20 protein-coding genes and 3 pseudogenes are annotated in these 24,765 nt (G+C 62.0%); 8 read left to right on the top strand and 15 right to left on the bottom strand.

The features are described 5' to 3' along the window. The first annotated feature begins 47 nt into the window (after nucleotides 1-47). A complete protein-coding gene (locus tag NKI96_RS01200; RefSeq protein WP_352802590.1) occupies nucleotides 48-824 on the top strand; it encodes an OmpA family protein in 777 nt (258 codons plus the stop codon). Nucleotides 825-864: 40 nt separating this feature from the next. Next, a complete protein-coding gene (locus NKI96_RS01195; protein ID WP_023670626.1) occupies nucleotides 865-1,155 on the top strand; it encodes a hypothetical protein in 291 nt (96 codons plus the stop codon). Nucleotides 1,156-1,249: 94 nt separating this feature from the next. On the opposite strand, the pseudogene NKI96_RS01190 reads toward NKI96_RS01195, so the two are convergent. After that, nucleotides 1,250-1,513 (bottom strand): annotated as a pseudogene (locus NKI96_RS01190) (M20/M25/M40 family metallo-hydrolase); the annotation flags it as partial. Between NKI96_RS01190 and NKI96_RS01185 the strand changes: the two are divergent. Next, nucleotides 1,513-2,085 (top strand): annotated as a pseudogene (locus NKI96_RS01185) (BtpA/SgcQ family protein); the annotation flags it as partial. The pseudogenes NKI96_RS01190 and NKI96_RS01185 overlap by 1 nt on opposite strands. Beyond that, nucleotides 2,083-2,361: pseudogene (locus NKI96_RS01180) on the top strand (Zn-dependent hydrolase); the annotation flags it as partial. The pseudogenes NKI96_RS01185 and NKI96_RS01180, both read left to right, overlap by 3 nt. 697 nt (nucleotides 2,362-3,058) lie before the next feature. Here NKI96_RS01180 and NKI96_RS01175 read toward each other — a convergent pair. Further along, nucleotides 3,059-4,243 (bottom strand): acyltransferase family protein, encoded by a 1,185-nt coding sequence (locus NKI96_RS01175; protein WP_031198854.1) that lies wholly within the window; start codon nucleotides 4,241-4,243, stop codon nucleotides 3,059-3,061. 428 nt (nucleotides 4,244-4,671) lie between these two features. On the opposite strand from NKI96_RS01175, the gene NKI96_RS01170 reads away from it, so the two are divergent. Together NKI96_RS01170 and NKI96_RS01165 are read left to right on the top strand one after the other, a co-directional pair. Then, nucleotides 4,672-6,849, top strand: coding sequence for an adenylate/guanylate cyclase domain-containing protein (locus tag NKI96_RS01170; protein WP_023822754.1), 2,178 nt, complete (start codon nucleotides 4,672-4,674; stop codon nucleotides 6,847-6,849). A 102-nt stretch (nucleotides 6,850-6,951) separates the two neighbouring features. After that, nucleotides 6,952-9,132, top strand: coding sequence for an adenylate/guanylate cyclase domain-containing protein (locus NKI96_RS01165; protein WP_023694976.1), 2,181 nt, complete (start codon nucleotides 6,952-6,954; stop codon nucleotides 9,130-9,132). A gap of 15 nt (nucleotides 9,133-9,147) precedes the next feature. Here the strand turns inward: NKI96_RS01165 and NKI96_RS01160 are convergent, their stop codons facing one another. From NKI96_RS01160 to NKI96_RS01140, 5 genes are all read right to left on the bottom strand, one after another. Next, on the bottom strand, nucleotides 9,148-9,651 hold the full coding sequence (locus NKI96_RS01160) for a YHS domain-containing (seleno)protein (protein WP_023707420.1): 504 nt from the start codon (nucleotides 9,649-9,651) through the stop codon (nucleotides 9,148-9,150). Between the two features lie 12 nt (nucleotides 9,652-9,663). Then, complete coding sequence (locus NKI96_RS01155) at nucleotides 9,664-10,254, bottom strand: ankyrin repeat domain-containing protein (RefSeq protein WP_031198904.1); 591 nt, start codon at nucleotides 10,252-10,254, stop codon at nucleotides 9,664-9,666. 361 nt (nucleotides 10,255-10,615) lie between these two features. Continuing rightward, nucleotides 10,616-12,028 (bottom strand): hypothetical protein, encoded by a 1,413-nt coding sequence (locus tag NKI96_RS01150; RefSeq protein ID WP_155921727.1) that lies wholly within the window; start codon nucleotides 12,026-12,028, stop codon nucleotides 10,616-10,618. Continuing rightward, nucleotides 12,018-13,223 (bottom strand): MFS transporter, encoded by a 1,206-nt coding sequence (locus tag NKI96_RS01145; protein WP_023822898.1) that lies wholly within the window; start codon nucleotides 13,221-13,223, stop codon nucleotides 12,018-12,020. The genes NKI96_RS01150 and NKI96_RS01145 overlap by 11 nt, the downstream gene beginning before the upstream one ends. 106 nt (nucleotides 13,224-13,329) lie before the next feature. Then, nucleotides 13,330-14,217 (bottom strand): helix-turn-helix transcriptional regulator, encoded by an 888-nt coding sequence (locus NKI96_RS01140; protein WP_023808432.1) that lies wholly within the window; start codon nucleotides 14,215-14,217, stop codon nucleotides 13,330-13,332. Between the two features lie 278 nt (nucleotides 14,218-14,495). On the opposite strand from NKI96_RS01140, the gene NKI96_RS01135 reads away from it, so the two are divergent. Next, complete coding sequence (locus NKI96_RS01135; protein WP_023694972.1) at nucleotides 14,496-15,491, top strand: class I SAM-dependent methyltransferase; 996 nt, start codon at nucleotides 14,496-14,498, stop codon at nucleotides 15,489-15,491. Between the two features lie 11 nt (nucleotides 15,492-15,502). After that, complete coding sequence (locus tag NKI96_RS01130; RefSeq protein WP_031198902.1) at nucleotides 15,503-16,438, top strand: LysR family transcriptional regulator; 936 nt, start codon at nucleotides 15,503-15,505, stop codon at nucleotides 16,436-16,438. Nucleotides 16,439-16,495: 57 nt separating this feature from the next. Here the strand turns inward: NKI96_RS01130 and NKI96_RS01125 are convergent, their stop codons facing one another. The 8 genes from NKI96_RS01125 to trbE are packed head-to-tail and all read right to left on the bottom strand — an operon-like array spanning nucleotide 16,496 to nucleotide 24,765. Then, on the bottom strand, nucleotides 16,496-16,723 hold the full coding sequence (locus NKI96_RS01125; protein ID WP_023716200.1) for a DUF2274 domain-containing protein: 228 nt from the start codon (nucleotides 16,721-16,723) through the stop codon (nucleotides 16,496-16,498). A 1-nt stretch (nucleotide 16,724) separates the two neighbouring features. Continuing rightward, a complete protein-coding gene (locus NKI96_RS01120; RefSeq protein WP_023694970.1) occupies nucleotides 16,725-17,969 on the bottom strand; it encodes a TraB/TrbI/VirB10 family type IV secretion system protein in 1,245 nt (414 codons plus the stop codon). Beyond that, complete coding sequence (gene trbG / locus NKI96_RS01115) at nucleotides 17,966-19,105, bottom strand: P-type conjugative transfer protein TrbG (RefSeq protein WP_245260697.1); 1,140 nt, start codon at nucleotides 19,103-19,105, stop codon at nucleotides 17,966-17,968. Before trbG ends, NKI96_RS01120 begins: the two co-directional genes overlap by 4 nt. Next, nucleotides 19,102-19,785 carry a conjugal transfer protein TrbF gene (trbF, locus tag NKI96_RS01110; RefSeq protein ID WP_023697518.1) on the bottom strand — a complete coding sequence of 228 codons (684 nt, stop codon included), beginning with the start codon at nucleotides 19,783-19,785 and terminating at the stop codon, nucleotides 19,102-19,104. Before trbF ends, trbG begins: the two co-directional genes overlap by 4 nt. A gap of 2 nt (nucleotides 19,786-19,787) precedes the next feature. Next, on the bottom strand, nucleotides 19,788-21,149 hold the full coding sequence (gene trbL / locus NKI96_RS01105) for a P-type conjugative transfer protein TrbL (protein ID WP_352504299.1): 1,362 nt from the start codon (nucleotides 21,147-21,149) through the stop codon (nucleotides 19,788-19,790). Between the two features lies 1 nt (nucleotide 21,150). Further along, a complete protein-coding gene (gene trbK-alt / locus NKI96_RS01100) occupies nucleotides 21,151-21,546 on the bottom strand; it encodes a putative entry exclusion protein TrbK-alt (RefSeq protein ID WP_023694931.1) in 396 nt (131 codons plus the stop codon). A 10-nt stretch (nucleotides 21,547-21,556) separates the two neighbouring features. After that, a complete protein-coding gene (trbJ, locus tag NKI96_RS01095) occupies nucleotides 21,557-22,315 on the bottom strand; it encodes a P-type conjugative transfer protein TrbJ (RefSeq protein ID WP_023715510.1) in 759 nt (252 codons plus the stop codon). Continuing rightward, nucleotides 22,312-24,765 (bottom strand): conjugal transfer protein TrbE, encoded by a 2,454-nt coding sequence (trbE, locus tag NKI96_RS01090; RefSeq protein WP_352580031.1) that lies wholly within the window; start codon nucleotides 24,763-24,765, stop codon nucleotides 22,312-22,314. Before trbE ends, trbJ begins: the two co-directional genes overlap by 4 nt.

Genomic DNA, 24,765 nt, shown 5'->3' with positions numbered 1-24,765 from the left:
CGTTTAAGTGCGGTAGTAGATTAAGTCCGCGTGGAGGCGCCAAGACAATGAAGAAATCGCTGGGCCTTGTTCTGGCATTTATTGTCATTACCGGATGCGCAATGTCTTTCGGCGCGGCCGCCCAGGAACGCGACATGGGGTCTAAATGCACGCAGTGGAATGCACATCGCGTCCTCTTCAAAAAAGGTGACGGCAAGATATCCGAGGAATCCGCGAAGGCCCTTGCGGCTTTCGTCAAGGATGCTGGGCACGATTGCGGCTACCGCCTCTACGCAACGGCGAGCAAGGAAGGCAACTACAAAAAAGCCTACGACATCGCTGGTCTCAGGCTCGATGCAACCGGCGATTTTCTCAAGGCGCAAGGCGTCAAGCCCGAAATGGTGCTGGTGCTTTCGCATTGGGTTGACGACGGCGCCGCCGACACCAATACGGCGCGGAGCGCGATACTGTACACGCTGCCAAAGCAAGGCATATCTTGCCGGCAATATGAGAAGCGCAGCCCTGTGCAGGTCGACCTGTTTTTCTATAGCCAGTCCTATGTGATCTCACCGCGGGTCAAGGCCGACCTCGAGAAGTTCGCCGCCAGCATCCGAGACTCACGTTGCAATGTCGAACTGACGGCTCTCGCGGCCATGGAACTCACCGGCGCCGACGCTGCAAAGACAAACAAGGAACTGGCCAAGCAGCGCCTGAAGGCGGTCGAGGATATCTTGACCGCAGCCGGGATCGACAGCGATCGTCTGGTAGACACGAAAGTCGAGTACGTTGGCGACCAGAAGCCGAACGGCGTTCGCAGTCGTCTGGCGACCGCGTCCCTGATGTAACAGCTTGCCAGATTGGCTGACCCGCGACGGACCCGCAACGATGTGGGGCTACGGCGCACCACACCTGACGCTGGACGGCTGGAAGGCACACCTCGACCAGTTACTCGCGATCGGCACGGGCAAGGTCCATGGCGGGCGTGGGGATTCCCTGCCGGTGGCCGAGGCGGCCCAGCAGATCGCTATGTCGACAAGCCGACGAGATCGTCACCGCCTTATCAACCACGGCGTCAATGACGGCCCAGGGATCTGGTGGGCTTTTCTGCTGGGGCAGGTGTTGAATGTGGGCCGATCATACGTCCGCGATCAATCCGCCGCAGCTCGGCGGCCTTGACCACCCGTTGCAGCCCGCCGACGTCACGAAATGACGGACGGGCACCTCCACAGGTTGCCTCTTCACGCCAGCACGCCTGTGCCACCGTCGCTGCCTAAGAGGCGGCGACGGTGGCCGCTTGAAGCAGAACCCGCGCGCCGGTAACCGCGTAGGCAGGCTCCACATATTCCGCCTCGTTGTGGCTCAGCCCGTCACGGCACGGCACAAAGATCATCACGGCAGGCGCCACCCGGGCGAGGAACAGCGCGTCATGGAATGCACCCGAGATCATCTGTTTGTGCGGCAGCTGTAGGGTATTGGCGGCCTCCTCGACGGTTTTGACCATATCGGGAGAGAATGCCGCCCCCGGCATGTCGAACTTCAGCCTATATGTCCGTCGTCTCCGACCGCATCCGCCGCGAACTCGGCCGGCCGATCGGCATCAATGTGCTTGCCAATGCCTCCATTCCCGCGCTGTCGATCGCCAGTGCCTCCGGTGCAGCCTTCGTGCGCGTCAATCAATGGGCCAATGCCTATGTCGCCAATGAGGGCCTTATCGAAGGCGAAGCGGCGCGCGCCATGCGTTTCCGCGCTAGGCTTCGGGCCAACGGTATCCGCATCTTCGCCGACGCGCATGTCAAGCATGGCGCCCACGCGATCGTCGGCGACCGGCCGATCGAGGAGCAGGTCAAGGACCTCGTGTTCTTCGATGCCGACGCGGTGATCGCCACCGGCCAGCGCACTGGCCACGCCGCCGACCTCAGTTACATCAGGATGATCAAGGACGCCGCCGGACTGCCGACGCTTGTCGGCAGCGGGGTGACACCCGACAACGCCAACGATATCTTGGACATCGTCGACGGCGTCATTGTCGCCAGCTCGCTGAAACATGATGGAGTGTGGTGGAATCAGGTCGATCCGCAACGGGTGAAGGCCTTCATCCAAGCGGTGACTTTAGTGTCGGAGATCGACGGCGAGCGGCTGCTGGGCCGGCTCGATGCCTTCGCCCGGATCGGCGCGACGCCAGCCGGTGGCGTAAACCGACAGGCGTTCAGCATCGAGGATCGCGGCGCCCGGCGCCTGTTGGCGGAATTGGCGCTCGCGCGCGGCTTCGCGGTTTTCCAGGACGCCATGGCAAACCTTTTCATCCGCCGCGAGGGCACGGATGCCACCCTGCCGCCGCTGCTGATCGGCAGCCACCTCGACAGCCAGCCGACCGGCGGGCGCGAGGCAATGGCGAAGCTGATCCAAACGGCAGACGCGAGGCGCATCGCTTTCGTCGAATGTGCCCGCACTCGTGCGCCAACGCGAAAGTTGCATGTGGCAGGGGCGCTCAACTCTCGGCAATAAGACGGCACGCCGCTCTCGGCCCAGACGCGGCGGGCTTTTGCTTTGCAGATGCACCCGATCGAGGGCTGGCGCAATCCATTGATCCGAAGACTACAGCAGGATGTGGGCCTTGTGCCCGATCAGACCAGCCAAGATGATTATCACCGCCAAAACCACTGCCCATGAACAGGTTGCGGGCGACAAGCGCCTTTTCTCCCCGCGTACCGCTTGATCTCGCCAGCGCTTAGCCTAGTCAGCCCCTATGTTCATCTTGATCATCGGTTCGGTTGCCTTATCCACCACAGCAGGAAATCGCCGCGACATGCGCCAGCGCAGGGGAAGGGTTTGCCTGCCCGTTCCGGCTGAGTCGGCGCACCGTCTTAAGCTGAACTTCGGAAAAATTCGTCAAAGCGACAGTTGACGACAAGCTGATCTGGCCCTGTCTCATTCTCGTGGCCTCGCGCTTGTCGCCAATTACATCTACGACAACATTATCCGGTCCCTGCTGCGGCATCGGCCTTCATCTCGCCGCACACAAGAGGGCGTGACACAGTCGTAGGTGAATTCAATCGAGGGAACTGGCTGACTTGGCGCCCTACTCCGCCGGGGTCTTCTCGAGCACCGGCGCAGTTTTCCGGCCAAAGCGCTGGACGACGAAGCGGCCCGCCTTCTGGCCGGGGACCTCGATCAGAGTGTAGGTGATCCAGGACAGCAACGTCACCGTCGGCAGCACAACGGCAACGACGATGGCGAAGCGCAGCGGCGCCGACAATTCGTGGCCGAACTCACTGATGACGAACGCCGCGACGGGCTGCAGCACCAGCAGGTGGATCAGGTAGATGCTGAAGGAAAGCTCGCCCATCAGGTGGAAGAACCGGTTGCTGAGCGTCACGGCGATCGCTCGCGCCAGCGTTCCCGCCCTTCCAGGCAGCATGCGGTAGAGAACCAGGGCAAAGAAGCCCGCCACCAGCGCTTCGCGCACCAGAAGCTTGCCCAGCCCCTGATCGCCGCCAAAGGGCAGCGCCGCCAGCAGCAGCGCCAGTGCCAAGTACAGGATAGATCGCGGCTGGCTCTGATGCACGACTCCGGCCAGCAGCATCCCGCACAGGAATATCTGCATCTTCAGCGGCAGAAAGGACGGCATCGGAAAATGGATCGACAACAGCCGCATCGCAAACACGATGACGCAGCCGGCCGCCGCGACCACAAGGGCGCTCCTGATCCAGTCCAGCCTGCGCACCAGCAGCATGACGGCCGGGAACACGGCATAGAACTGCATCTCCAGCCCCAGGCTCCAGTCAGGCAGCGGCGTGCGATAGGCGAGGCTCGGCACCAGCCCAAACAGGAAGGTGAGATGAGCGACGATGTTTTTCAGGCTGCCGTCGAGGTAGCGTTCCGGCGCCTGGTGCGATCTGGAGAGGAAATCGTCGATGATGATCCTGCAATCGTAGAGATAGGGGCCAAGCGCCAGCGCCAGGAAAAGCATGACATAGAACAGCGGCGCGATCCTGAAATAGCGGCGCGTCCAGAATTTGAGCCAGGTTTCCGATCTTTGCCAAGGCTCCTTTTCCTGGCGCAGCTGATAGTGGAACACCATCAGGAAGCCGGACAGCATGATGAACAGGTCGACGCCGAGATCCGGCTCGCTGACGATCGGAATTTGCCAGCCGGTCAAAAGCATGCAGTGCCCGACCAGCACCCAGATCGCCGCAAGCGCGCGAAGCCCGTCCAGGCATTCGATGCGCGACGATTTGATGATGCTGGTTTCGTAGCTAGCCATGTTGCACTGCAGCATGGCGCCTGAGGAGCGATTGTCAACCCGGTGAGAGATGACGAATTGCGGTTACGATGGCGGATGCCGAATTGTGCCGATCTCCTCGCCGGACAATAGGCTGAACGGACAGGCAGCTTTCAGGAAACCGTCAGCGCGGCCTGAACGACCGAAATGAGGCGCATTGCTGACCGGCAGCCTTGGGGCCGGGACCAGTAAGTCCGCTTGTGGCCAGTTAAGAACGACAGAGGCCGATCTCGACCCACATCAGCCATGCGGCAACATCCGGTTTCGCACAAGGCTGAGCCATGAGGGCAATGTCTTCAAAACGACGTGGTTGCATTATCGCTGTCCAGTAGGCCAAGCATGCTCGCATTCGAAACGCCAGTCGAATACGCTCAGCGAAGCTTTGAGCTAGGGAGGCAGGACAACCGCACATGGAGCGAAGGCTTACCGCGATCCTTGCTGCCGACGTGGTCGGCTACAGCACGCTCATGGGCGAGGATGAGGTCGGCACGCTCGAACGACTGAAGGGTTGCCGTCGAGAACTGGTCGACCCCGCGATCAAGGAATTCCACGGTCGGATTATCAAGCTCATGGGAGACGGGGCGCTGGTCGAATTCGCCAGCGTCGTTGATGCCGTCCAATGCGCTGCCGCGATTCAGCGCCGGATGGCTGTCCGAGACCCGGGCACCTCCGACCCCCGCCACATCCGGTTTCGCATCGGCGTCAATCTCGGTGATGTCATCGTAGAGGAAAATGACATCTACGGCGATGGCGTCAACATCGCCGCGCGCCTCGAGGCTATGGCCGAGCCGGGGGGTGTATGTATCTCCGGAACCGCATTTGATCATGCCGTTCACAAGGTTGATGTCGGCTTTGCCAGTCTTGGCGAGCAGCGCCTCAAGAACATCGCCGATCCGGTTCGCGCCTATCGACTGCTGCTGGATCCCGCAGCATCGGGAAAGGTCACGGCCGCGCCACACCGGCCGAGCTCGCGCGTCATCATCCTGGCAGGCGCCGCCGCCTTGGCGATCGCCGCGATTGCCGGCATTTTCGCATGGCAGAAGTTCTCAGTGCCATCGCGGCCATCGGTTGCCGTGCTGCCGTTTGCAAACCTCGGCGGCGATCCAGGCCAGGACTATTTCGCTGACGGCATCACCGAGGATCTGATCACCGACCTCACCAAGCTGTCCGGTCTGGACGTCATCGCGCGCAACTCGGTGTTCGCCTACAAGAACAAGCCTGCAGCGCTGGCGGACGTCGCGCGCGACCTTGGCGTCCGCTTCGTTGTCGAGGGGAGCGTCCGCCGCACCGGCGAGCAGATCCGCCTCAATGCCCAGCTCATCGATACGGCAACGGGCGACAATCTGTGGGCCAACCGGTTCGACCGTGGCATGGCCGGCGTGTTTGCCGTCCAACACGAGATGAGCGGCGAGATCGCCAAGGCGCTTGGCATGCAACCTTCGGCAGCGGAAAGCGAGCGCATGGCGCGGCCGCCGACCGAAAACCTCGAAGCCTACGACTTCTATCTTCGTGCCGAGCAGACAGCACGGACCGGTCGGCGCGACGGCCTGCGGGAGGCGCTCACGCTCTACGACAAGGCCGAGCAGCTCGACCCCGCTTTTGCGGAAGCCTTCGCGGCGGATGCAAGCACGACGGTGTATATCTGGCGTGAATCGTTCAATGACATCATGCAGAGCGCACCTGCGCGCAAGCGCGCCTATGAGAAGGCGAGCCGAGCTTTGCAACTCGACCCTGACCTTTCGTCGCCCTATGCTATTCTTGGGATCATGCAGGTCGTGGATCGCCGCTACGAGGAAGCCATCGCTTCGGTCGAGCGAGCCGTCGCACTCGGCCCCGGCGATGCTGAGACGCAAATAGCCCTGGGATACGTGCAACTGTTCGCCGGCAGTCATGCTGAGGCTGCCGAAGCGGTCGAGACGGCGCTCAGGCTCGATCCCAACCTTTCACCTGTAAACCGGCAAATTGCCGGTCTGGTCTTTCTAATTCAAGGGAGCAACGACAGGGCGATCGAGGCCCTCGAACGCACCCGCGACGATGCGCCGTCAGTCGGAGATTTCACGATCACGCTTGGTGCCGCCTACGCCCGCGCCGGCCGCCTGCAGGATGCCAGGGCGGCAGTGGCCGAGGGGCTAGGTGCCATGTCCACACCAGGTTTCGATTCATTGTCCGCATACCGACTCAACGGTGCCCAATATCGTAACCCGCAGGATTTGGCTCTCATCGTCGACGCGTTGCAGCAGGCGGGCTTGCCCGAATGGCCGTTCGGTTTCACCGGCGATGAGCACAACCGCTTGAAGGGCAAGGAGATCGCCTCGCTGGTGCTGGGCCATACTCTGCAGGGTCAGCTTGAGCCCGGTCTCCAACCAGCCTTCCTCCAGATCGGGAGCGACGGCAAGGCAGCCTTCCGCTCCACGACGCGGCTGGTCACCGAGACCGTCCGTGTCGATGGCGACTTATTGTGCGAGCTGAGCGAGAATATGTTCGGGCGCCCCGACTGTGGACCCGTCTATAAACGCGGCGACGATGGAGGCGGCGGCTATTCCTTCGTCAACTCAAGCAAGGTGTTTCACTTTACGGTTGTTCAGTAGAAGCACACGCGCGTCATAACGGACGCACACACTCGCGTCCGATGCGGGACTAGAATAGGCTGCGCGAAGCCGCTTGATCGACCAAGGAGGGCGCAGGCAGGTATGGAGCGAAGGCTTACCGCGATCCTTGCTGCCGACGTGGTCGGCTACAGCACGCTCATGGGCGAGGATGAGGTCGGCACGCTCGAACGACTGAAGGGTTGCCGTCGAGAACTGGTCGACCCCGCGATCAAGGAATTCCACGGTCGGATTATCAAGCTCATGGGAGACGGGGCGCTGGTCGAATTCGCCAGCGTCGTTGATGCCGTCCAATGCGCTGCCGCGATTCAGCGCCGGATGGCTGTCCGAGACCCGGGCACCTCCGACCCCCGCCACATCCGGTTTCGCATCGGCGTCAATCTCGGTGATGTCATCGTAGAGGAAAATGACATCTACGGCGATGGCGTCAACATCGCCGCGCGCCTCGAGGCTATGGCCGAGCCGGGGGGTGTATGTATCTCCGGAACCGCATTTGATCATGCCGTTCACAAGGTTGATGTCGGCTTTGCCAGTCTTGGCGAGCAGCGCCTCAAGAACATCGCCGATCCGGTTCGCGCCTATCGACTGCTGCTGGATCCCGCAGCATCGGGAAAGGTCACGGCCGCGCCACACCGGCCGAGCTCGCGCGTCATCATCCTGGCAGGCGCCGCCGCCTTGGCGATCGCCGCGATTGCCGGCATTTTCGCATGGCAGAAGTTCTCAGTGCCATCGCGGCCATCGGTTGCCGTGCTGCCGTTTGCAAACCTCGGCGGCGATCCAGGCCAGGACTATTTCGCTGACGGCATCACCGAGGATCTGATCACCGACCTCACCAAGCTGTCCGGTCTGGACGTCATCGCGCGCAACTCGGTGTTCGCCTACAAGAACAAGCCTGCAGCGCTGGCGGACGTCGCGCGCGACCTTGGCGTCCGCTTCGTTGTCGAGGGGAGCGTCCGCCGCACCGGCGAGCAGATCCGCCTCAATGCCCAGCTCATCGATACGGCAACGGGCGACAATCTGTGGGCCAACCGGTTCGACCGTGGCATGGCCGGCGTGTTTGCCGTCCAACACGAGATGAGCGGCGAGATCGCCAAGGCGCTTGGCATGCAACCTTCGGCAGCGGAAAGCGAGCGCATGGCGCGGCCGCCGACGAGCAATCTCGAGGCCTATGATTACTATCTACAAGCCGAGACGGCGTCACGCAGCGTCCTGCAGGCCGGGCTGCGGGAGGCGCTTGCGCTCTACGACAAGGCGGAGGAGCTTGACCCCGCCTTTGCCGAAGCCTTCGCGGCCGACGCGCGCACCACAATCTATATCTGGCGGGAGGCCTTCAACGACGTCATCCAGAGCGCGCCAGCACGAAAGAGAGCATATGAGAAGGCGAGCCGAGCTTTGGAACTCGACCCTGACCTTTCGTCGCCCTATGCTATTCTTGGGATCATGCAGGTCGTGAATCGCCGCTACGAAGATGCGATTGCCTCTGCCAAGAAGGCTGTTTCAATCGGTCCGGGCGATGCAGAGGCGCAAGCAGCCCTTGGATATGTTCAGTTCTACGCCGGCAATCATGCCGAGGCAGCCACTGCGGTCGAGACGGCGCTCAGGCTCGACCCCGACCTCTCAGCGATCAACCGGGAAACTGCTGGGCTGGTTTTTCTGCTCCAGGGCAATGTCGAGAAAGCGATCGAGACTCTCGAGCACACACGCGACGATGCGTCCACGGTTGGCAACTTTCGGTTTACGCTCGCTGCGGCGTATGTCCGCGGCGGCCGCCTACCGGATGCGAAAGCCGCAATCGCCGAGGGGCTCCGCCTCGTAGCAGGGTCCAGCTACGTGGACTCTTTGGCTGGGTGGGAGATGACTCATGCACATTTTCGGAATCCGCAGGATCTGGCGATACTCGTCGCCGCACTGCGCCAGGCGGGCCTCCCCCAATGGCGCTTCGGCTTTACCCCGGCCGAACAGGACCAGTTAAAGGGTGCCGAGATCGCGTCCCTCGTCATTGGCCATACACTGCAAGGCCAGATCGAACCCGGTCTCCAACCAGCCTTCCTTCAGATCGGAAGCGACGGCAAGGCGGCCTTCCGCTCTACGACGCGGCTAGTCACCGAGACCGTCTACGTCGATGGCGATCTGTTGTGCGAGCAGAGCGAGAACCTGTTCGGTCGCCCCGACTGTGGTCCCGTCTACAGACGCAACGACGCCGCCGGCAAAAGCTACTCCTATGCCAATACAAGCAAGGTGTTTCACTTCACCGTGGTTCGGTAGACGCACACGCGCGTCTCAATGATAGTGATCGAGTTCCAAATTGGCCGCGACCTTCGGCCAGTTGGCATCGGCTTTCGGGATATTTTCAGCTGCATGCGCGGCGAAATCATCGGCATTGTCGACGTCGTAGATCAGGTAGAGCTTGCCGTCGATAATCTTGAATGCCTCAGGATCGACATTGACCGTGACCCCCCCGCCCACGACTTCGCCGGCGCAGTACCCGCCATATTGAGGAGCGTACTTGACCGGTTCGCTCATGAACATTTCCTGGTGTTTCTTGCTGGCGAAATGCCAAGGTGTCCCCAGCCATTCATAAGTGAACTCTTCGGAGCCCTTCACGGCCTTGCCGTCAGTGAAGTAAGCGACCGTGTCGTAGCCCATGATCGCCACACCACCAAAATAGCCGGTGTTTACCGAATCGTCGGCACATGCCGATCCCGCGCCGGCGACCACAGCTACCGCGACCAGGGCAGCCGTCCCCAAACTCCGAACCAGTCGTGGCTTGATCATCGTGCTCATCTGTATCCTCCGTTAATCGTGGATCTCGGCGCACTTCGCCGCGTTCGCCTCGCCAAGAATTTTGGCTTGGCAGGTAGCACCATGGCGTTTGAAAAGTCGTATGATATCCGTGTTGCCCTTCCAGAATGCGCGCGTTATCGGCATGTAGCCATGCCCCTCGGCATGGTTCACATTGGCACCTTTCGCAATGAGGAACTCGGCCAGTTCAATGTGGTTTTCCTCGCCGGCCACCAGCAACGGCGTAGCACCCGCCTTGTTGGCGGCATCGTCGAGCACCGCGCCTTTTTCCAGCAGCAGCTTGGCGATCGGCAGGCTGCCCGAGAAGGCCGCCGCATGAAGCGGGGTAAAGCCGCCCGAGTTACGCGCCATGATGTCGGCACCCTTGGCCAGCAAGAAGTCGGCGATTTCCGGCTGGTTATCGAGCGCTGCAGCGATGAGCAGCGTTGCCTGGTCGCGCGCCCGGCTGTCGACGTCGGCACCGCCTGCCAGGGCTTGCTCCACGGCAACCTTGTCGCCGGCGGCGATGGAGTCGAACAACTGCTCACCTGCGGCTGCTGTTGTAGCCGCCAAAACCAGCATTCCAAGTGCCAGCAATCCGCGCATTGTGCAAGGTAGCATATTAGCTTGTGGTCATACAAGCTGTCCTGGGCACATCAGGTGGATCCAAGGCGGACGGCGCGGCCAGACATAGCGAACGCGGCCCAGGGCGGGAAGGCGTTAGTGCTACTGGCTTCGTCAGTACGGCACCAATCCAGGCTGAATTTTGAAGAGCGTCGATTACCGAGGCGCCGAGCGGCGTCGAGCGTAACCGCCTGTTGCTCCGTTGGGATAGCCGGTAAGCGCAAAGGTGGCCGTTGGCGGAAGTGTCCGCTTTCGGATGCAACTATGGCTTGCTCAATGACCGACATGGGGCGCAAAGCTGCCATTCGTAACCGGCGTACAAATAGGAAGTGCATAGGACATTTCAGGAAAAAGCCCATTCCTCATCGGTCGGCGCAATCAGCCCGTTCCGCAACCGGCTGTGAAGTTCATGCCACGACGGATCAGTCACGAAGCCTCTCATGGTTCCACATGCCTCGGCGAAGGAAATGTCGCCCAGGCGGTCGATAAGACCAATCAACCCACGGTTCCTGCCATTTAGGAATAGTTCGAGCGGATCATCGTCACACTCAATTACCCGATGTCCCCAGGCACCCGGTATGTCCTCGTTTGCGAGAGCCTGCCGAAGATCTTCATCCACACCTGCGGCCTTGAGCGCCCGGCAGACGACATAGCGCATCAGGGGGTAGTAGATCGGCTGATAGCTGCCTCCAAGCGCGCGCACGCCGGGCAGGATCGACAAAACCAGAAACATCAGCAGGAGATTCGGGACAAGGCTGCGGTTTGCCAGCCGCTCGAGAATGTCGGGGGCTGTGAAGCACGCCACCTTCATACCGGTCGCAGGATCGATGAGTTCGCCGGCGATCAGACGCAGCGGACGGCGTTTGCCATTTTCATAGAACCAGAAGAAATCAGTACCCCGAGCGAGCCAGCCACTCCACGGGCCAGACGCGAGTCCGTCGAGGCCGGCAAGGATGTTGGAAGCGAACTTCGGGTCTTCCAGCAGTCTCATGCGTAGCCAGGAATTTTCCTCCGACAGATGGTTGGCCACCAGGTCGGCAACATCCTCGTCGTCGATCTGCAGGAAGGCGAAGCGGCCTCCGAACATTTTTGGCCAAAGGATGAGATTGGCTGCCTTGATGGCGTGCGCGGGCCGCTCGAATTGCGTCTTCGGCAGAAGGCTACGAAGCAGCGTGAGCGCGTCTCCGCCAGTGCTTGGCTCCGTCGGTAACAACTCGAACCTGTAAGGTCCCGGCCCGGCTAGCAGGCTGTATCCGATCATCCGGCTTCGGCTCAGGCCAAAGACGTTGACCGGCTTGCCGTCAACGGTGATCCAGCCTGGTCCCTTGCGTGGCTTTTCGACGAGATTCACCGTCGAAACGGCGTAGGAAACGTAGGTCGAACAGCCATGCGCCGAGAGACCAAGGAGGCTGAAGATATGCGTATAATAGGCTTCCGGCTCCAGGAGGAGAAACAAATGAGGGCCTGTCTGCAACACGCGGCGCCTTTGGAAATCCCTGCAGATTTCCAAGGCGGTATCGGCAGACAACCCGTTTCGTGTCGCTGCCTTCCTGATGATGTCGAGTAGTTTGGTGAAGGCTCGGAGCCGGATTTCTGGCATGGGAACCGAAGCCGGCGCCGTAAACAGGCGAAACGCATAATCACGGATCGGCCGGGAATGGTATGGGCTCATCCAGGGGTAGAGTGCCGTCAGCGACCCCAGGACTGCCTGTTTCGCATCTACGCCTGCTGTTAGCTCTTCCACCTCACGTTTCACCTTTTTCTCGTGTCTGAATTACACCCACGCTCAAACACAAAATACTGACGAGGAGCGCCACGCCAAAGCTCAAGAAAATCGTCGAAGGAAATGCTCGATCTCCGACAGCGGCGGCAATGCCGAAGATGAGTAACCCGAGCACCACGGCCACACTATGCATAATGCCTTTGGCCCGGCCCAAAAGATAAATGGATACATGCGACTGCAATGTGACTTCAACGCTGACGCGTCCAAGATTGTATAGAAATCCGAGCGCGACAAAAAGGATCACTGTCCAGGGCGTGGGCAGAGATGCCAGCGCCATGAGTACCAGCGCCGTTAAGCCCAAAAGCATGAGATGCCGCACGTGGGTACTCATCGCTCTTTCAATCCGGAATAGAGAGACCGCACCGATCAGTGAGCCCGCCGACCATGCAGCCTCAAGGTAGCCGAAATCCGCGGCAGTACCCTTCTGCTCCTGGAAGACGAAGCTAGATCCCATGACGCTGACAAGCACCGCGCTTGTGTAGAGAAGCGCGTAGACGCCGATGAGACGACGCAGGCTTGGATCTAATTGTGCTGCCGAGATTTTGGCGAAGCGGACATCACGCGAAACCGGTTGCAGCCGCATCAAGGCTAGGCAGCCCGATGAAAACAAAAAGAAGGCAGCAATAACGGTGAATGGCAGGACTGGGGAGCGATCATGCAGCAAAGGCCCTGCAAGCAAAGCTGCGCCGAGATTGCCGACCTGCATGACGAAGAAGACGGCGGAATTCGAGGCTACAAGATCGCGGCCGTCAGCTATCACGGGGATCATTGATTGAGAGCTTGTAAGCGCGACACGGTCGCAAAACGAAAAGAAGGCCGCTGACAGACAGATAATCACAAACACGTCCATGTCGAGAAGCGCGCAAGCGGTAGCCAGCATAACGACGAAGCGGCTGAGGTCTGCCGCAACGTTCAAGCATCGCCTGTCAAATCGATCCGCCGCTACACCGGCCAGAGGGCTCGCGATGAATTCGACAACGCTGACGATCGCAAGGAACGTCGCCACGCCGGCGGTTCCGTACCCTCGCTCGACGAGAATCCAGGCGGATGCGATGTAGTAGCCGTTTCGGGCAACGGCCGCCGATAGCGTGCTGGCCAGGAATCCGAGGCAGGGACTGGACCGGCCGGCCCGTCCTTTGGCATGATGAACTCGAACCAGGTTTGACATGAGCGGCGTATCCGGCTGACCGCCGATGGATACCGTCTTCCGCCAAGCCTGCTTTACTGTGATGTTGGGGTTTTCCGATACTTGCTGAGAACCGACAAGCGGCGGGCTAGATTCTGCAGTTACGACGAAACTCCGTCGGGACCGCGCCGAATGCCCGCTTAAAGGCGGTCGTGAAATGGCTCGAGCTGCCGAAACCACATTCCATCGCGATTTCCGTCGCCGACAGACTGGTCGATCGCAGCATGTCCGCGGCCTGCTCCAGCCGTCGCTGCGCAATGAATGCGTGCGGCGTCATGCCTGTCGACTGCTTGAAGGCCCTCCAGAAATGGAACCGGCTAACCCCAATCTCTTTCGCCAGATCGGCGAGCGTAGGTCTGCCGTCCGACAACGTCTCGATCATGTCCACCGCCCGCTTGAGATCGAACGATGACAAACCGCCTTTTGCCGGCTCCTGATGGAAGCCGTTCAACCTCAACATTTGGCCGAGCAATTGCGTGGCGTGGCACTCCACCATCGTTGCGCTGATGGGGTCAGGCTGCTTGAGCTCCAAGGCAATCCTCTGCAACGCCAACTCTACAGTGCCGTCCCGAAACCCGATCGACGGCGGCAGCACTGCCGGGCGATGGCGAGCCGTTCCCGCAAACACATCGTCGGCGAACTCTTTTGCAATCGAGACTAGGAGGTAGGAAGCGGTCGCGTCCCCCTCGTCCCACCCATTCCAATCACTGCCGGCGGGCATGAAGATTATCGAACCGGCCCGGCGCGGCAAAAAGGCAATCCGGCGCCCATCCACGATGTCTTCTCCGCGGCACGCCGTGCCCTTCAGGTTCATCAGGAACAAATGGTTTGGCTGCAGGATTCTTGTTTCCTGGCGCTCAAGCCCGGTTCTTTTGACCACGTCCGCCCGTACGCTGCCCCAATTCTCATACTTGTGGGCAAGCGATTGGTGGCGTGACCGGCGGTTCTCGGTCGGGTCGAGGGCAAGAGTATTCACGTATCCGCAGCCTCCTTACTGGCGAGCGGCCAGTCGTCGCATGATGTGGCGAACCATGGGTTGCTGAACAACACACAAATAACTCTGGATTGGTAGAAGATGTGACTTTAGCGAAAAAATGGCAAACGAGTGAAAGCCGCCTGTATCCGGCAGGCCTACCAGTTGGCTCAGCCAATACTTGAGCCCGGTGAAATATTAGACCCCACTTATCTTGGTGGAATTTCCCCCATCGACGTATCGGCATCTCACCAATGGAACGGTGTTGGAGGCATACTGCGATGCGTGGACTCGACGACTTTCTGGCTGAGTGCGACCACGGCCCACGGATCAACGGACTGGCAGGCTTTTTCGCGGCGACCGCCGCTGGCAAGAGCGGGATGCCAATCCGCAAGCCCGTCGCCGACGCCCGGCTTCTGCCGAGCGATGAACTGCTGCGCGGCCTGGTCAGCCTGCATGCGGCACGACAAGGCTTTTTTGACCAGCATTATCACGGCAGCATTCCCTACAGATTGGAGGAGGAGTGCCGGACGGCCTACGCAATGCTGAAATACGCACGGGATCGTGGTGGTCCGCATTCGCTATACAGCCTTGGAACAGCGGAAGGCACGATGGCGAGGACACTGTCCGAACTGTCGGAGGGACAGATACGCACACTGTCGTGCAGCCCGAACGCGGAGAATTACAATTGCTTCATGGCTTATGGCGAACCGCCGCACGCTGACTTCTTCGTCGGCCCCTTTCATCATTTGACAAAGGACGTCCTGCGTTCAGATCCGCGACTGGCAAATTTTGCCCACGGGTTCGACATCATTCTCGAAGATACGACCTTTCAGATGTACTCGCCCAACAGAGCAAGCCAGATCGAATTCGTGACCCAGCACCTCAAGCAGGACGGAATCTTCGTCTTCGTCGAAAAGTTCCGGGCAACCGAGGAGCCGGACTACAGGCGTCGCGAATACCAGAAGGATTTTGGGTTCAAGGCGCGCTATTTTCCCCCAGATGAAATCGAGAAGAAGCAAACCCTCGTTCTGGATACGATGTTCGGCAATGAGGTGACTTTGGCACAGATGGCCGACGCCATACGCCAGCATTTCAGCTACTGCTCACTGACGTGGAACAGCGGAAATTTCTGTAGCCTGGCGGCGAGCAATAGCGAGGAAAACCTAAACCGGTACCTCTCCCAGATGGCCACTCCGGCCATTCCGCACGAGTACGTCTACGAAACGAGCTTGTGTCCGCCCCTGCCCGTTAGCGTCCCTGCCGCGCAGGAATAGGCTCCTGCGCCTTGGGACAGGTCGACAACACGCTCCGCCGTTTGGACCATGTCTTCGCAGCTGTCGACCATGGCAGCCTCAGGCAGGCTGCAAGAGTTCTCAGAGTGAGGGAATCCTGTGTCAGCCGCAACATCGTAGCTCTCGAGCAGTTGCTCGACATGCAGTTGTTTGACCGCGACGTCCATGGCGTTCGGCTGACCGAGGCAGGCCGGGCCTGGGTCGATCTTGTCCGGGCCCATTATGAAGGCTTGCAGGATGCACTGGCTGGAGGTAGTCGCGGTCAACAGGATGTCAAAACGCTCAGGATAGGATTATGCGCCCAGATGGGGCGCACGTTCGTGACACGTCTCATCGATCGTTTTGGCCGTTTACATCCAGACGTGTGCGTCGAGATCGAAGACGTTCCACTCGAACAGTGCCTGGCGGCTATACGCCGCCGGCGCCTCGACATCGTCTTCACGCACGGGCTTGAGAACGCCGCCCCGTGCCGTAGCGAGATATTTGCGCACGAGCGCTTGTTCGTTCTCCTGCCCTGCTACCATCCGCTTGCAGAAAAGCCTGCGGTCAGATGGGCAGATCTTGCAGATACGTGTCTGCTGGTTTCAGGCGAATCCTCCCGGGATCCGCAATTGCTGGAGCATATCGCTGCGAATGGTGGCCCCGCTATCCAGATATGTCGCGCCAGCGAAGCAACGGTCATCCTCAAGGTGCAACTCGGTCAAGGCGTCACTCTGGCGGGCGAGGGTTTTGCCAGGACAGTCGCCATCGACGCCACAGTGTGGAAACCGATCCGTGGGCAGAGCAGCATCAGTTGGATCAAGGCAGTGTGGCTTGAATCGAACCCAAAGCGCGCGCTCTTGCGGCTGGTTGGGACCGCAAGAAACATGGCGACAGCAGCACGACCCGGGACCTGTCAATGGAGGAGCTCGCCGCGGCGCGATTTCTGAAGTCACGCCATGAATGGGAGGCGCGACTGACCCGGTTCGACTCCGGTCCCCAGGCCCTTAGCCAGCACTTTCCGAACGCTTTGCCCTGGCAAAGCCCCGATCCGTCGCAATGAACCGCTCCAACATCGCAACGATGAGGCGCGGCGCATCGGCGGGCCGGTGCCCCGCTTCGCGGCCGAGGATCTCGGCATAAGCGGTCAGGTCACGGTGCAATGCCGCGGGAAGCTCCACCATGACCTTGACAGGTTTGTCGTCAGCGATTGGCCCCAGTTTCAGCTTGGCCATTTCAGCCTCCATAAGGTTCAAGCACGAGATCGCGCGTGACGATGACGCGCACCGGGTATCCCGGTCGGATGGTGAGTGTCGGCGCTATATTGAGCTGCCGCTGCACGATCTGCTGGCCTGTCTGGCTGATGCTGTCGGAAGCACCCTGACGAAGAGCGCGCATGATGTCGCTCTCCTGGCCCGATGAGCCTGCCTGCGCACCGATGCTCAGAACCGTGGAGAGCGCTGCAGCCTTGAAGAGCTCGCCCCAGTGATAGTCAACGCCGTCCTCGAGCCCAGCATAGCCTTCCGCGTCCGCGCCAGGCTGACGTTCCAGAATGATGGAGCGGCCGTTCGGAAAAATCAGTCTGGTCCAGACCAGCAACACGCGACGCTGGCCGAAGCCGACACCATTGTCATACTGGCCGATGAGGCGCGTCCCCTGCGGAATGAGACGGACTTGTCCGGTGGGGCTGTCATAGACATTCTCCGTCACCTGCGCGGTAATCTGACCCGGCAGGTCGGAGCGAATGCCGGTGATGAGGGCGGCCGCGATGACAGCGCCCGCCTGCAGGACGTTTTTCGACGCCGGCGCCGCGACGCGATCAGGCGAGACGGTTCGCTTGTCCGCCGGCTGATCAAGGAACGCGCGCTGCCGGTCCTGCGCCGAGGGCGTGGCCGGCTGCGGCGCGAACCCAAGGCTGGAGAGATCAGGCCGTGGCACGGTTTCTGTCGTGACTTGAGCGACGGTCGTGTCACTTGCAGGCCGCGTTTGCGTGGACGCGAACAAGCGCGCCGTCCTCGCCGCTTCCAGTTCCTGCTCCCGGCGCTGCTCCTCCTGGTCCAGTCCAACGGGACCTGTTGATAGCGCGGGGCCGCCATTCTGCGCGGCGAGGATCGGGCGGCCGAGATCGCCGGGAAGCGGTGGGCCAAGCTTTGGGACGCCTGCATAGTCCTTTGGCAGGCCGGCGAGCCCATCGGGCGTCGAGCGATTGTCGGTTGAGTACAGCTCCTGACCCTGGCCTTGTTGACGGTTCTGCAGCGCGTAGATCAGCGCACCGCCGACAGCGAGGCTTGCGGTGAGCCCCAACGCGGCCAGCGCCTTGCGGGACAGACGCGTCACCCGCGGTTGCTCGGCGCGCAGCCGCATGGCCGCGGCCGGCTCGCCTGTCAGGGGCCGGGCGTCATCCTCGACCGACGCCTCCGGCCGGGCGTCATCCGCCGGCCCCCGGCCCTCTTCCTTCCCGGGATCCAATCTGTCGCTCATGATGACGACCCTCCCCTGTTTGTTCGGAGGGACGTCGCTTGCGGGGTCTCACCAGGGCCACGCATCCATGAAAATCGACTGCTCTTCACCCCATCGGTGCGGGAGATGCGGATGCGCTGCTGGTTCTTGCCGGCGCCAAAGCGCAACTCGGCGGCGGCAAACAGCCGGTCGACGATCATGTAGTTGCCGCGCACGCGATAGTTGACCAGCTCGGACGTGTCACCTTCCGGCCCGACCACGAACAGTGGCGGCATCTCACCCTGGCCGATGCCGCGCGGGAACTCGATGAACACCTGCTTGCCATCGTCGAAGGCGCGCAACGGCCGCCATGGTGCGCGATCGCCTGTCACCTGGTATCGGAAATTGACGCGAGAAAGATCGATGCCCGTCGAGACCGGCTGCACAGCTTCAGCCTCTTGGTTCTGACGCCGCAAAGCGATGAGTTGGTCCTGCGGATATTGCCAGGAAACCGATGCCATATAGGTCGACGGCGTCGAGCGCAGTTCCATGTGATAGGTCCGCCGATCGGTGTTGATGACGAGATTGGTGAGAAGGTCGGCGCGCGTCGGCTTGACGAGGATGTGGACCTGCTTGGCGCCGCCCGTACCGCTCTCGGTATCGCCGATGATCCAGCGCACGGTGTCGCCGGCGGCGACGGGACCGGAACCGACGAGCTGCTCGCCGGGCTGGAGCGCGATGTCGGTGATCTGCCCCGGCGAGGCATAGACCTGATAGAGCGCGCCATCGACGAATGGATAGACCTGCATCGAGTTGATGAAGCCGTTGCGGACAGGCTGGACGCGCGCGGCCGCATTGGCCAAGTTCACGCGCGCGGTCGGATCGGTCGGTTCCGGGTCGGGCTTTGCGGCCTTGCCGACCGGCTTCAACTGGCCTGGAAGCGGCAGCGGCTTCGACAGCTCCACCACCTTGACGGGCGGTGGCGGATCGACGGCATGCACGGCCGGGACCGGATCGTCATAGGAAATCTCCGGCGGCTTCTGCCTGGTGGCGCAGCCCGCAAGCGCCGAAGTGCAAAGCAAAAGCGCTGGAAGGGCCATTTTGCGGAAGGCCGGCATTGCGTGGATGAGGAAAACCGGACGCCCCCAGGGGGCGGCTTTGCAGAGTACGGGCATCATTGTCCAAGCTCCTTCGACCAGTTGATGGCGTTGATGTAGATTCCAAGCGGGTTCTTCCTCAGCGCATCAGCGTCGCGCGGGGGCTGGACGACAATGGTGAGGATGGCGGACCAGCGCTCCGTGGAAGCCAGTGAGCCGTCCTGATAGCGGCGTTCGACCCAGGCGATTCGGAAGCTCACCGGCGATGCGCGGATGACCGACGACACATCGACGGCGACCTGCTGCTTGCCGACCTTGGTGAACGGGTCATTGGCGCGCGCATAGTCGTTGAGAGCCAGCGCCCCGCCCTGCGTCGCGAAGTCGTAGGCGCGCAGCCAGTTCTGCCGCACGATGACCGGATCGGCGGGGATCGACCTCACCTGTTCGATGAAGTGCGCCAGGTAGAAGGCAATCTGCGGATCGTTCGGCTGATAGTCGCCGACCGCAGGTCCCACAGCCTGCGCCTGGCCGAGACGATCGACCTGCACCACCCAAGGCACGATCGAGCCTTTGGCGGATTGCCAGATGAGCGCGGCCGAGAACCCCGCGGCGAGCGCCAGGCAACCGAAGGCCATGGTGCGCCAGTTGCGCGCCTGCACGCGAGCCGAACCGATGCGCTCGTCCCAGAGCTGAGCAGCGCGTTGGTAGGGGGTCTCGGGTTGTGGGGACTTGCCGTAGTGCGTGGACGGTCGTTTGAACATGCTCAGTCACTTTCAGAGAGGTTGATCGAGGAGCCGCCGCCATGGCTGTCGCCACTGCGAACGGCGTGGGCGGCGGCCTGGACGCCATGGGTCATCTGTTGCGAGCGCTTCATGCGCTTCGCCCAGGCTGGCTGACTTTCGGTTGCGGAGGACGCGACGGGTGCGGAGCCGGCTTCGGGCGCGTTCGCGCCGATTGTGCCAGCCGTGGATGACCCGCCCGTCGTCTCGAAGGCAGCGCGAGCGCCCGACTGGTAGCTGTGCTTCATGCTGCCTGCCGCATTATTGGCCGCACGCTTGAGCGGTGAGATGGCACCTTGGGCGCCGGCTCTGATGACACCGCCGAGCCCGGATGCGACGCCAGAAAAGCCAGACTCTCCGGCCGCGCTGAGGCCGTAGGCTGTGGACGCCCTGCCCGCCATGGCGGCACCGCCACGGGCCGCCGCTGCAGCACCGCCGCTGACAGCCGCGCCGCCGGACACGACGGAACCGGCGGCGGCGGCGCCCACTGCTGCCATGCCGCCGGCGGCGAGCCCGGTCCCGACAGCCGCGCCCGCACCGAGTTGCGGGCCGCCGGAGACGAGACCGTTGGCAATGCCCGGTCCAAAGATGCCAAGGCCGAGCAGCGACAACGCGGCCAGCACGATCGCCATGGCATCGTCGATCGACGGCGTGTTGCCGCTGAACCCCGCGGTGAACTCGGAAAAGAGCGTTGAGCCGATGCCGATGATGACGGCGAGCACCAGCACCTTGATGCCGGACGAGATGACGTTGCCAAGCACCCGCTCGGCCATGAAGGCGGATTTGCCGAACAGACCGAAGGGAATGAGCACGAAACCGGCGAGCGTGGTCAGCTTGAATTCGATCAGCGTGACGAAAAGCTGGATTGCCAGGATGAAGAAGGCCAGCAGCACCAGCGCCCAGGCGAAGAACATGCAGGCGATCTGGATGAAGTTCTCGAAGAAGGACCAATAGCCCATCAGGTTCGAGATCGAGTCCAGCAACGGCCGGCCGGCATCGAGCCCGGTCTGCGCCACCTTGCCCGGGCGCATGAGATCGTTGACGGTAAAACCCGTACCCGAGGCCTTCAGGCCAAGCCCGGCGAAGCTTTCAAAGACGATGCGGGCGAGATTGTTCCAGTTGGAGATGAGATAGGCGAAGACGCCGACGAACAGAGTCTTCTTGACGAGGCGCGCCATGATGTCGTCGTCCGCACCCCAGGACCAGAAGAGCGCAGCCAACGTCACGTCGATGACGATCAGGGTCGTCGCGATGAACCCGACCTCGCCGCCGAGCAGGCCGAAGCCGCTGTCGATGTAGCGCGTGAAGACTTCGAGGAAATGGTCGATGACGCCCATGCCGCCCATGTCAGCGAGCCTCCGGCCGGGGCGGCTCGACCTGCATCGCGGGAGCGGTCACATCCGCCCGCTTCCCTTCTTTCCGGTCGGCTGACGGCGGCACATTCGGAAACAGCGTTGTCGGCGCTAGCGGAGCAGGCGCGGTTGCCGAGTCACGTTGACCGAGAAACCGGCGCCGGCTGGCTGCCCACGCTTTCAGACAGCCGGGATCGCGAGGACCGGCCTCGCCGATCCCGGAACAGCGGCGCAATTCGGCCGCGAGTGGGTGTTGTGGCGCGACGGAACGGTCCCCCGTCGCAAGGGCGTCAGGCTCGTCGTCCTCGCTGCTCATCTCGATTGCGGTCACTGTCAAAGCGACCGCGATGAAGATGACCGCGCCGATGCGAGCGAGGAGCTTGCCTTCCATCGCGCCGACCTCAGTTCTTGCCATAGAACATCTGCGCACTGCCGGGCTGGTAGCCCGAGCCCTGCGTCAGGAAGCGCCGGCGCTGCTCTCGGCCCTGGTCGGCAGCGGTGGCCTGTTCGGCCGATTGCAACGCTTGCGCCCGACCGTTCGCGGCGACGACAGCGGTGAGATCGGCGAGCTGCTGCGCCTGAAGCGCGAGGAGCTGGTTGCCGGCCTGTGTTGCCTGAAGCGCTCCGGTCGCACCCTGGCTTTGGCCGACCAGCGCCGACATCTGCGTTCGATTGGTGTCGATGTTGCCGACGACTCCCGCCTGCACACGCATGGCATCCTGAAGGCCACCAACCGTGTTGCCCCAGCGCGAGCGCGCGTCGGCGACGAGTTGCTGATCCGAAGCCGACAGCGAGACGTTGCCATATTTCTGCTGGAAGGCCTGATCGATCTGCTGCACGTCGTAGGCTACGTTCTGCGCTTGACCGAGCAATTGCTGCGTACGCTGCACTGACTGCTGGAGCTGTTGCAGCGAGGAGAACGGCAAGCTTGCGAGATTGCGGGCCTGGTTGATGAGCATCTGCGCCTGGTTCTGAAGCGAGGTGATCTGGTTGGTGATCTGCTCGAGCGAGCGCGCTGCCGTCAGGACGTTTTGCGAATAGTTCGAGGGATCGAAAACGATCAAGGCCTGTGCGGGCGTTGCCAGCATGGGCGAGAGCGCGGCGGGAGCGACAAGCAGGGCGGCAGCGAGCCGCATGCCAAGGGAGCGGTGCAGTTTCATGGGGACTTCTCCTTGTTGGTGAGGGCGGGGCTGGTTAGGGCGGGAACCAGTTCAGCGGCCCAGCCGACGCCACGGTGGCTAAGCCAGGCAGCGAGGAACCCGTCGCGGCCGTGCTCAGCGACGATGCGGGAGATCGCGGCCTGGTCGGTCTTCGCGGATACGGCGCAAAGCGCGAGCGCCACATCCGACAGTCCCAGCTCGAACAGCCGGTTGCCGCGACGGGACTGGCAGTAATAGTCGCGCTTCGGCATCGCCCGCGCGATGATCTCGATCTGCCGGTCGTTGAGGCCGAAGCGGCGATAGATCGCCGTGATCTGCGGCTCGATGGCGCGCTCGTTCGGCAGCAGAAGCCGGGTCTGGCAGCTCTCGATGATCGCGGGCGCGATTGCCGAACCATCGATGTCGCTGAGCGACTGCGTGGCGAAGATCACGCTGGCGTTCTTCTTGCGCAGCGTCTTCAGCCATTCGCGGAGCTGGCCAGCAAAACCCTCATCGTCCAGCGCAAGCCAGCCTTCGTCGATGATGAGAAGCGTTGGCGAGCCATCGAGCCGGTCCTCGATGCGATGGAAGAGATAGGATAGCACCGCGGGCGCAGCGCCCGTTCCGATCAGTCCTTCGGTTTCGAATGCCTGGACCGACGCCGATCCGAGATGCTCGCGCTCGGCATCGAGCAACCGGCCATGGGGACCCCCGACGCAATAGGGGCGCAATGCCTGCTTGAGGTCATTTGATTGCAGCAGCACGACCAGACCGGTGATGGTGCGCTCCGCGACAGGCGCGGACGCCAGCGAACTCAACGCCGTCCAGATATGCTCCTTGACCTCAGGGGTGATCGTCACATTCTCGCGCGTCAGGATCGCAACGATCCAGTCGGCGGCCCAGGCGCGCTCGGGGACATCGTGAATGCGGGCGAACGGCTGAAGGCTGACACTGTCGATCGCCCCATCGCTGAGATCGCCGCCGAGATCATGCCAGTCGCCGCCCATGGCGAGTGCCGCCGCGCGGATCGAGCCGCCGAAATCAAAGGCGAAAACCTGTGACCCTGGATAGCGGCGGAACTGCAGCGCCATCAGTGCCAAGAGCACGGACTTGCCCGCGCCGGTCGGGCCGACGATCAGCGTGTGGCCGACGTCACCGACGTGAAGCGAAAGCCGGAACGGGGTCGAGCCTTCGGTCTTGCCGAAGAGCAGAGGGGGCGCTGCAAAATGCTCGTCCCGTTCCGACCCCGCCCACACCGCGGAAAGCGGAATGATGTGGGCGAGATTGAGCGTGGAGATGGGAGGTTGACGGACGTTGGCATAAACATGACCCGGCAGGCTGCCGAGCCACGCGTCGACGGCGTTGATGGTTTCAATAATCGCCGTAAAGTCGCGGCCCTGGATGACCTTTTCGACCAGGCGCAGTTTTTCGTCGGCGATGTTGGGATCATCGTCCCACACCGTCACCGTCGCGGTGACATAGGCCATGCCGGCATAGTCGGCGCCGAGTTCCTGCAGCGCCATGTCGGCATCGGCGGCCTTGTTTGCGGCGTCGGTGTCCACGAGGACGGACGCCTCGTTGGTCATCACCTCCTTGAGGATCGCCGCCACTGACTTGCGCTTGGCGAACCATTGACGCCGGATCTTCGTCAGCAGCCTGGTGGCATCGGTCTTGTCGAGCAGGATCGCGCGTGTCGACCAGCGATACGGAAACGCCAGCCGGTTCAGTTCGTCGAGCAGACCCGGCGTGGTTGCGGTCGGGAATCCCGTGACCGTGAGAATGCGCAGATGCGACGCGCCAAGCCGCGGCTCGAGCCCGCCGGTCAGCGGCTGGTCGGCCAGCATGGCGTCGAGATACATCGGCGTTTCGGGAACGCGGACACGGTGGCGATTGGTCGAGACGCAGCCATGCAGATAGGTCAGCGTCTCGGCGTCATCGAGCCAGCGGCACTCCGGCATGAAGGCTTCGACAAGGCGCAAGACGCGGTCGCTGCGGTCAGTGAACCCGGTCAGCGCCGCGTTGGGGTCGAGGCCCTTCTTCTCGCGGCCTTCGTAGAGCCAGCTTTCCGCGCGGGCGGTGTCTTCGGCGGGCGCAAGATAGGTGAGCGTCAGGAAGTAGCTGGACTCGAAATGCGCGCCGGCCTCCTCGAAGCCCGCCTTTCGCTCCGCATCGACTAGCGTGGAGGCCGCATCCGGAAAGCTGCTGTCGGGATAGCGGGTCGAGGCATGGCGCTGCGCTTCGACGAAGATCGCCCAGCCGGAGCCGAGACGGCGGAAGGCATTGTTGAGCCGGCCGGCGACGGCAATCAGTTCGGCCGGAACGGCGCTGTCGAGATCGGGGCCGCGAAAGCGCGCGGTCCGCTGGAAGCTGCCATCCTTGTTGAGGACGACGCCGGCGCCGACCAATGCCACCCAGGGTAGGAAGTCGGCGAGCCGGCTGCTACGGTTGCGATATTCGGCAAGGTTCATCAT

Source organism: Mesorhizobium sp. M0292, assembly GCF_040321695.1.
Classification (GTDB): Bacteria; Pseudomonadota; Alphaproteobacteria; order Rhizobiales; family Rhizobiaceae; genus Mesorhizobium.
This window is presented reverse-complemented; position numbering and strand designations above follow the sequence as displayed.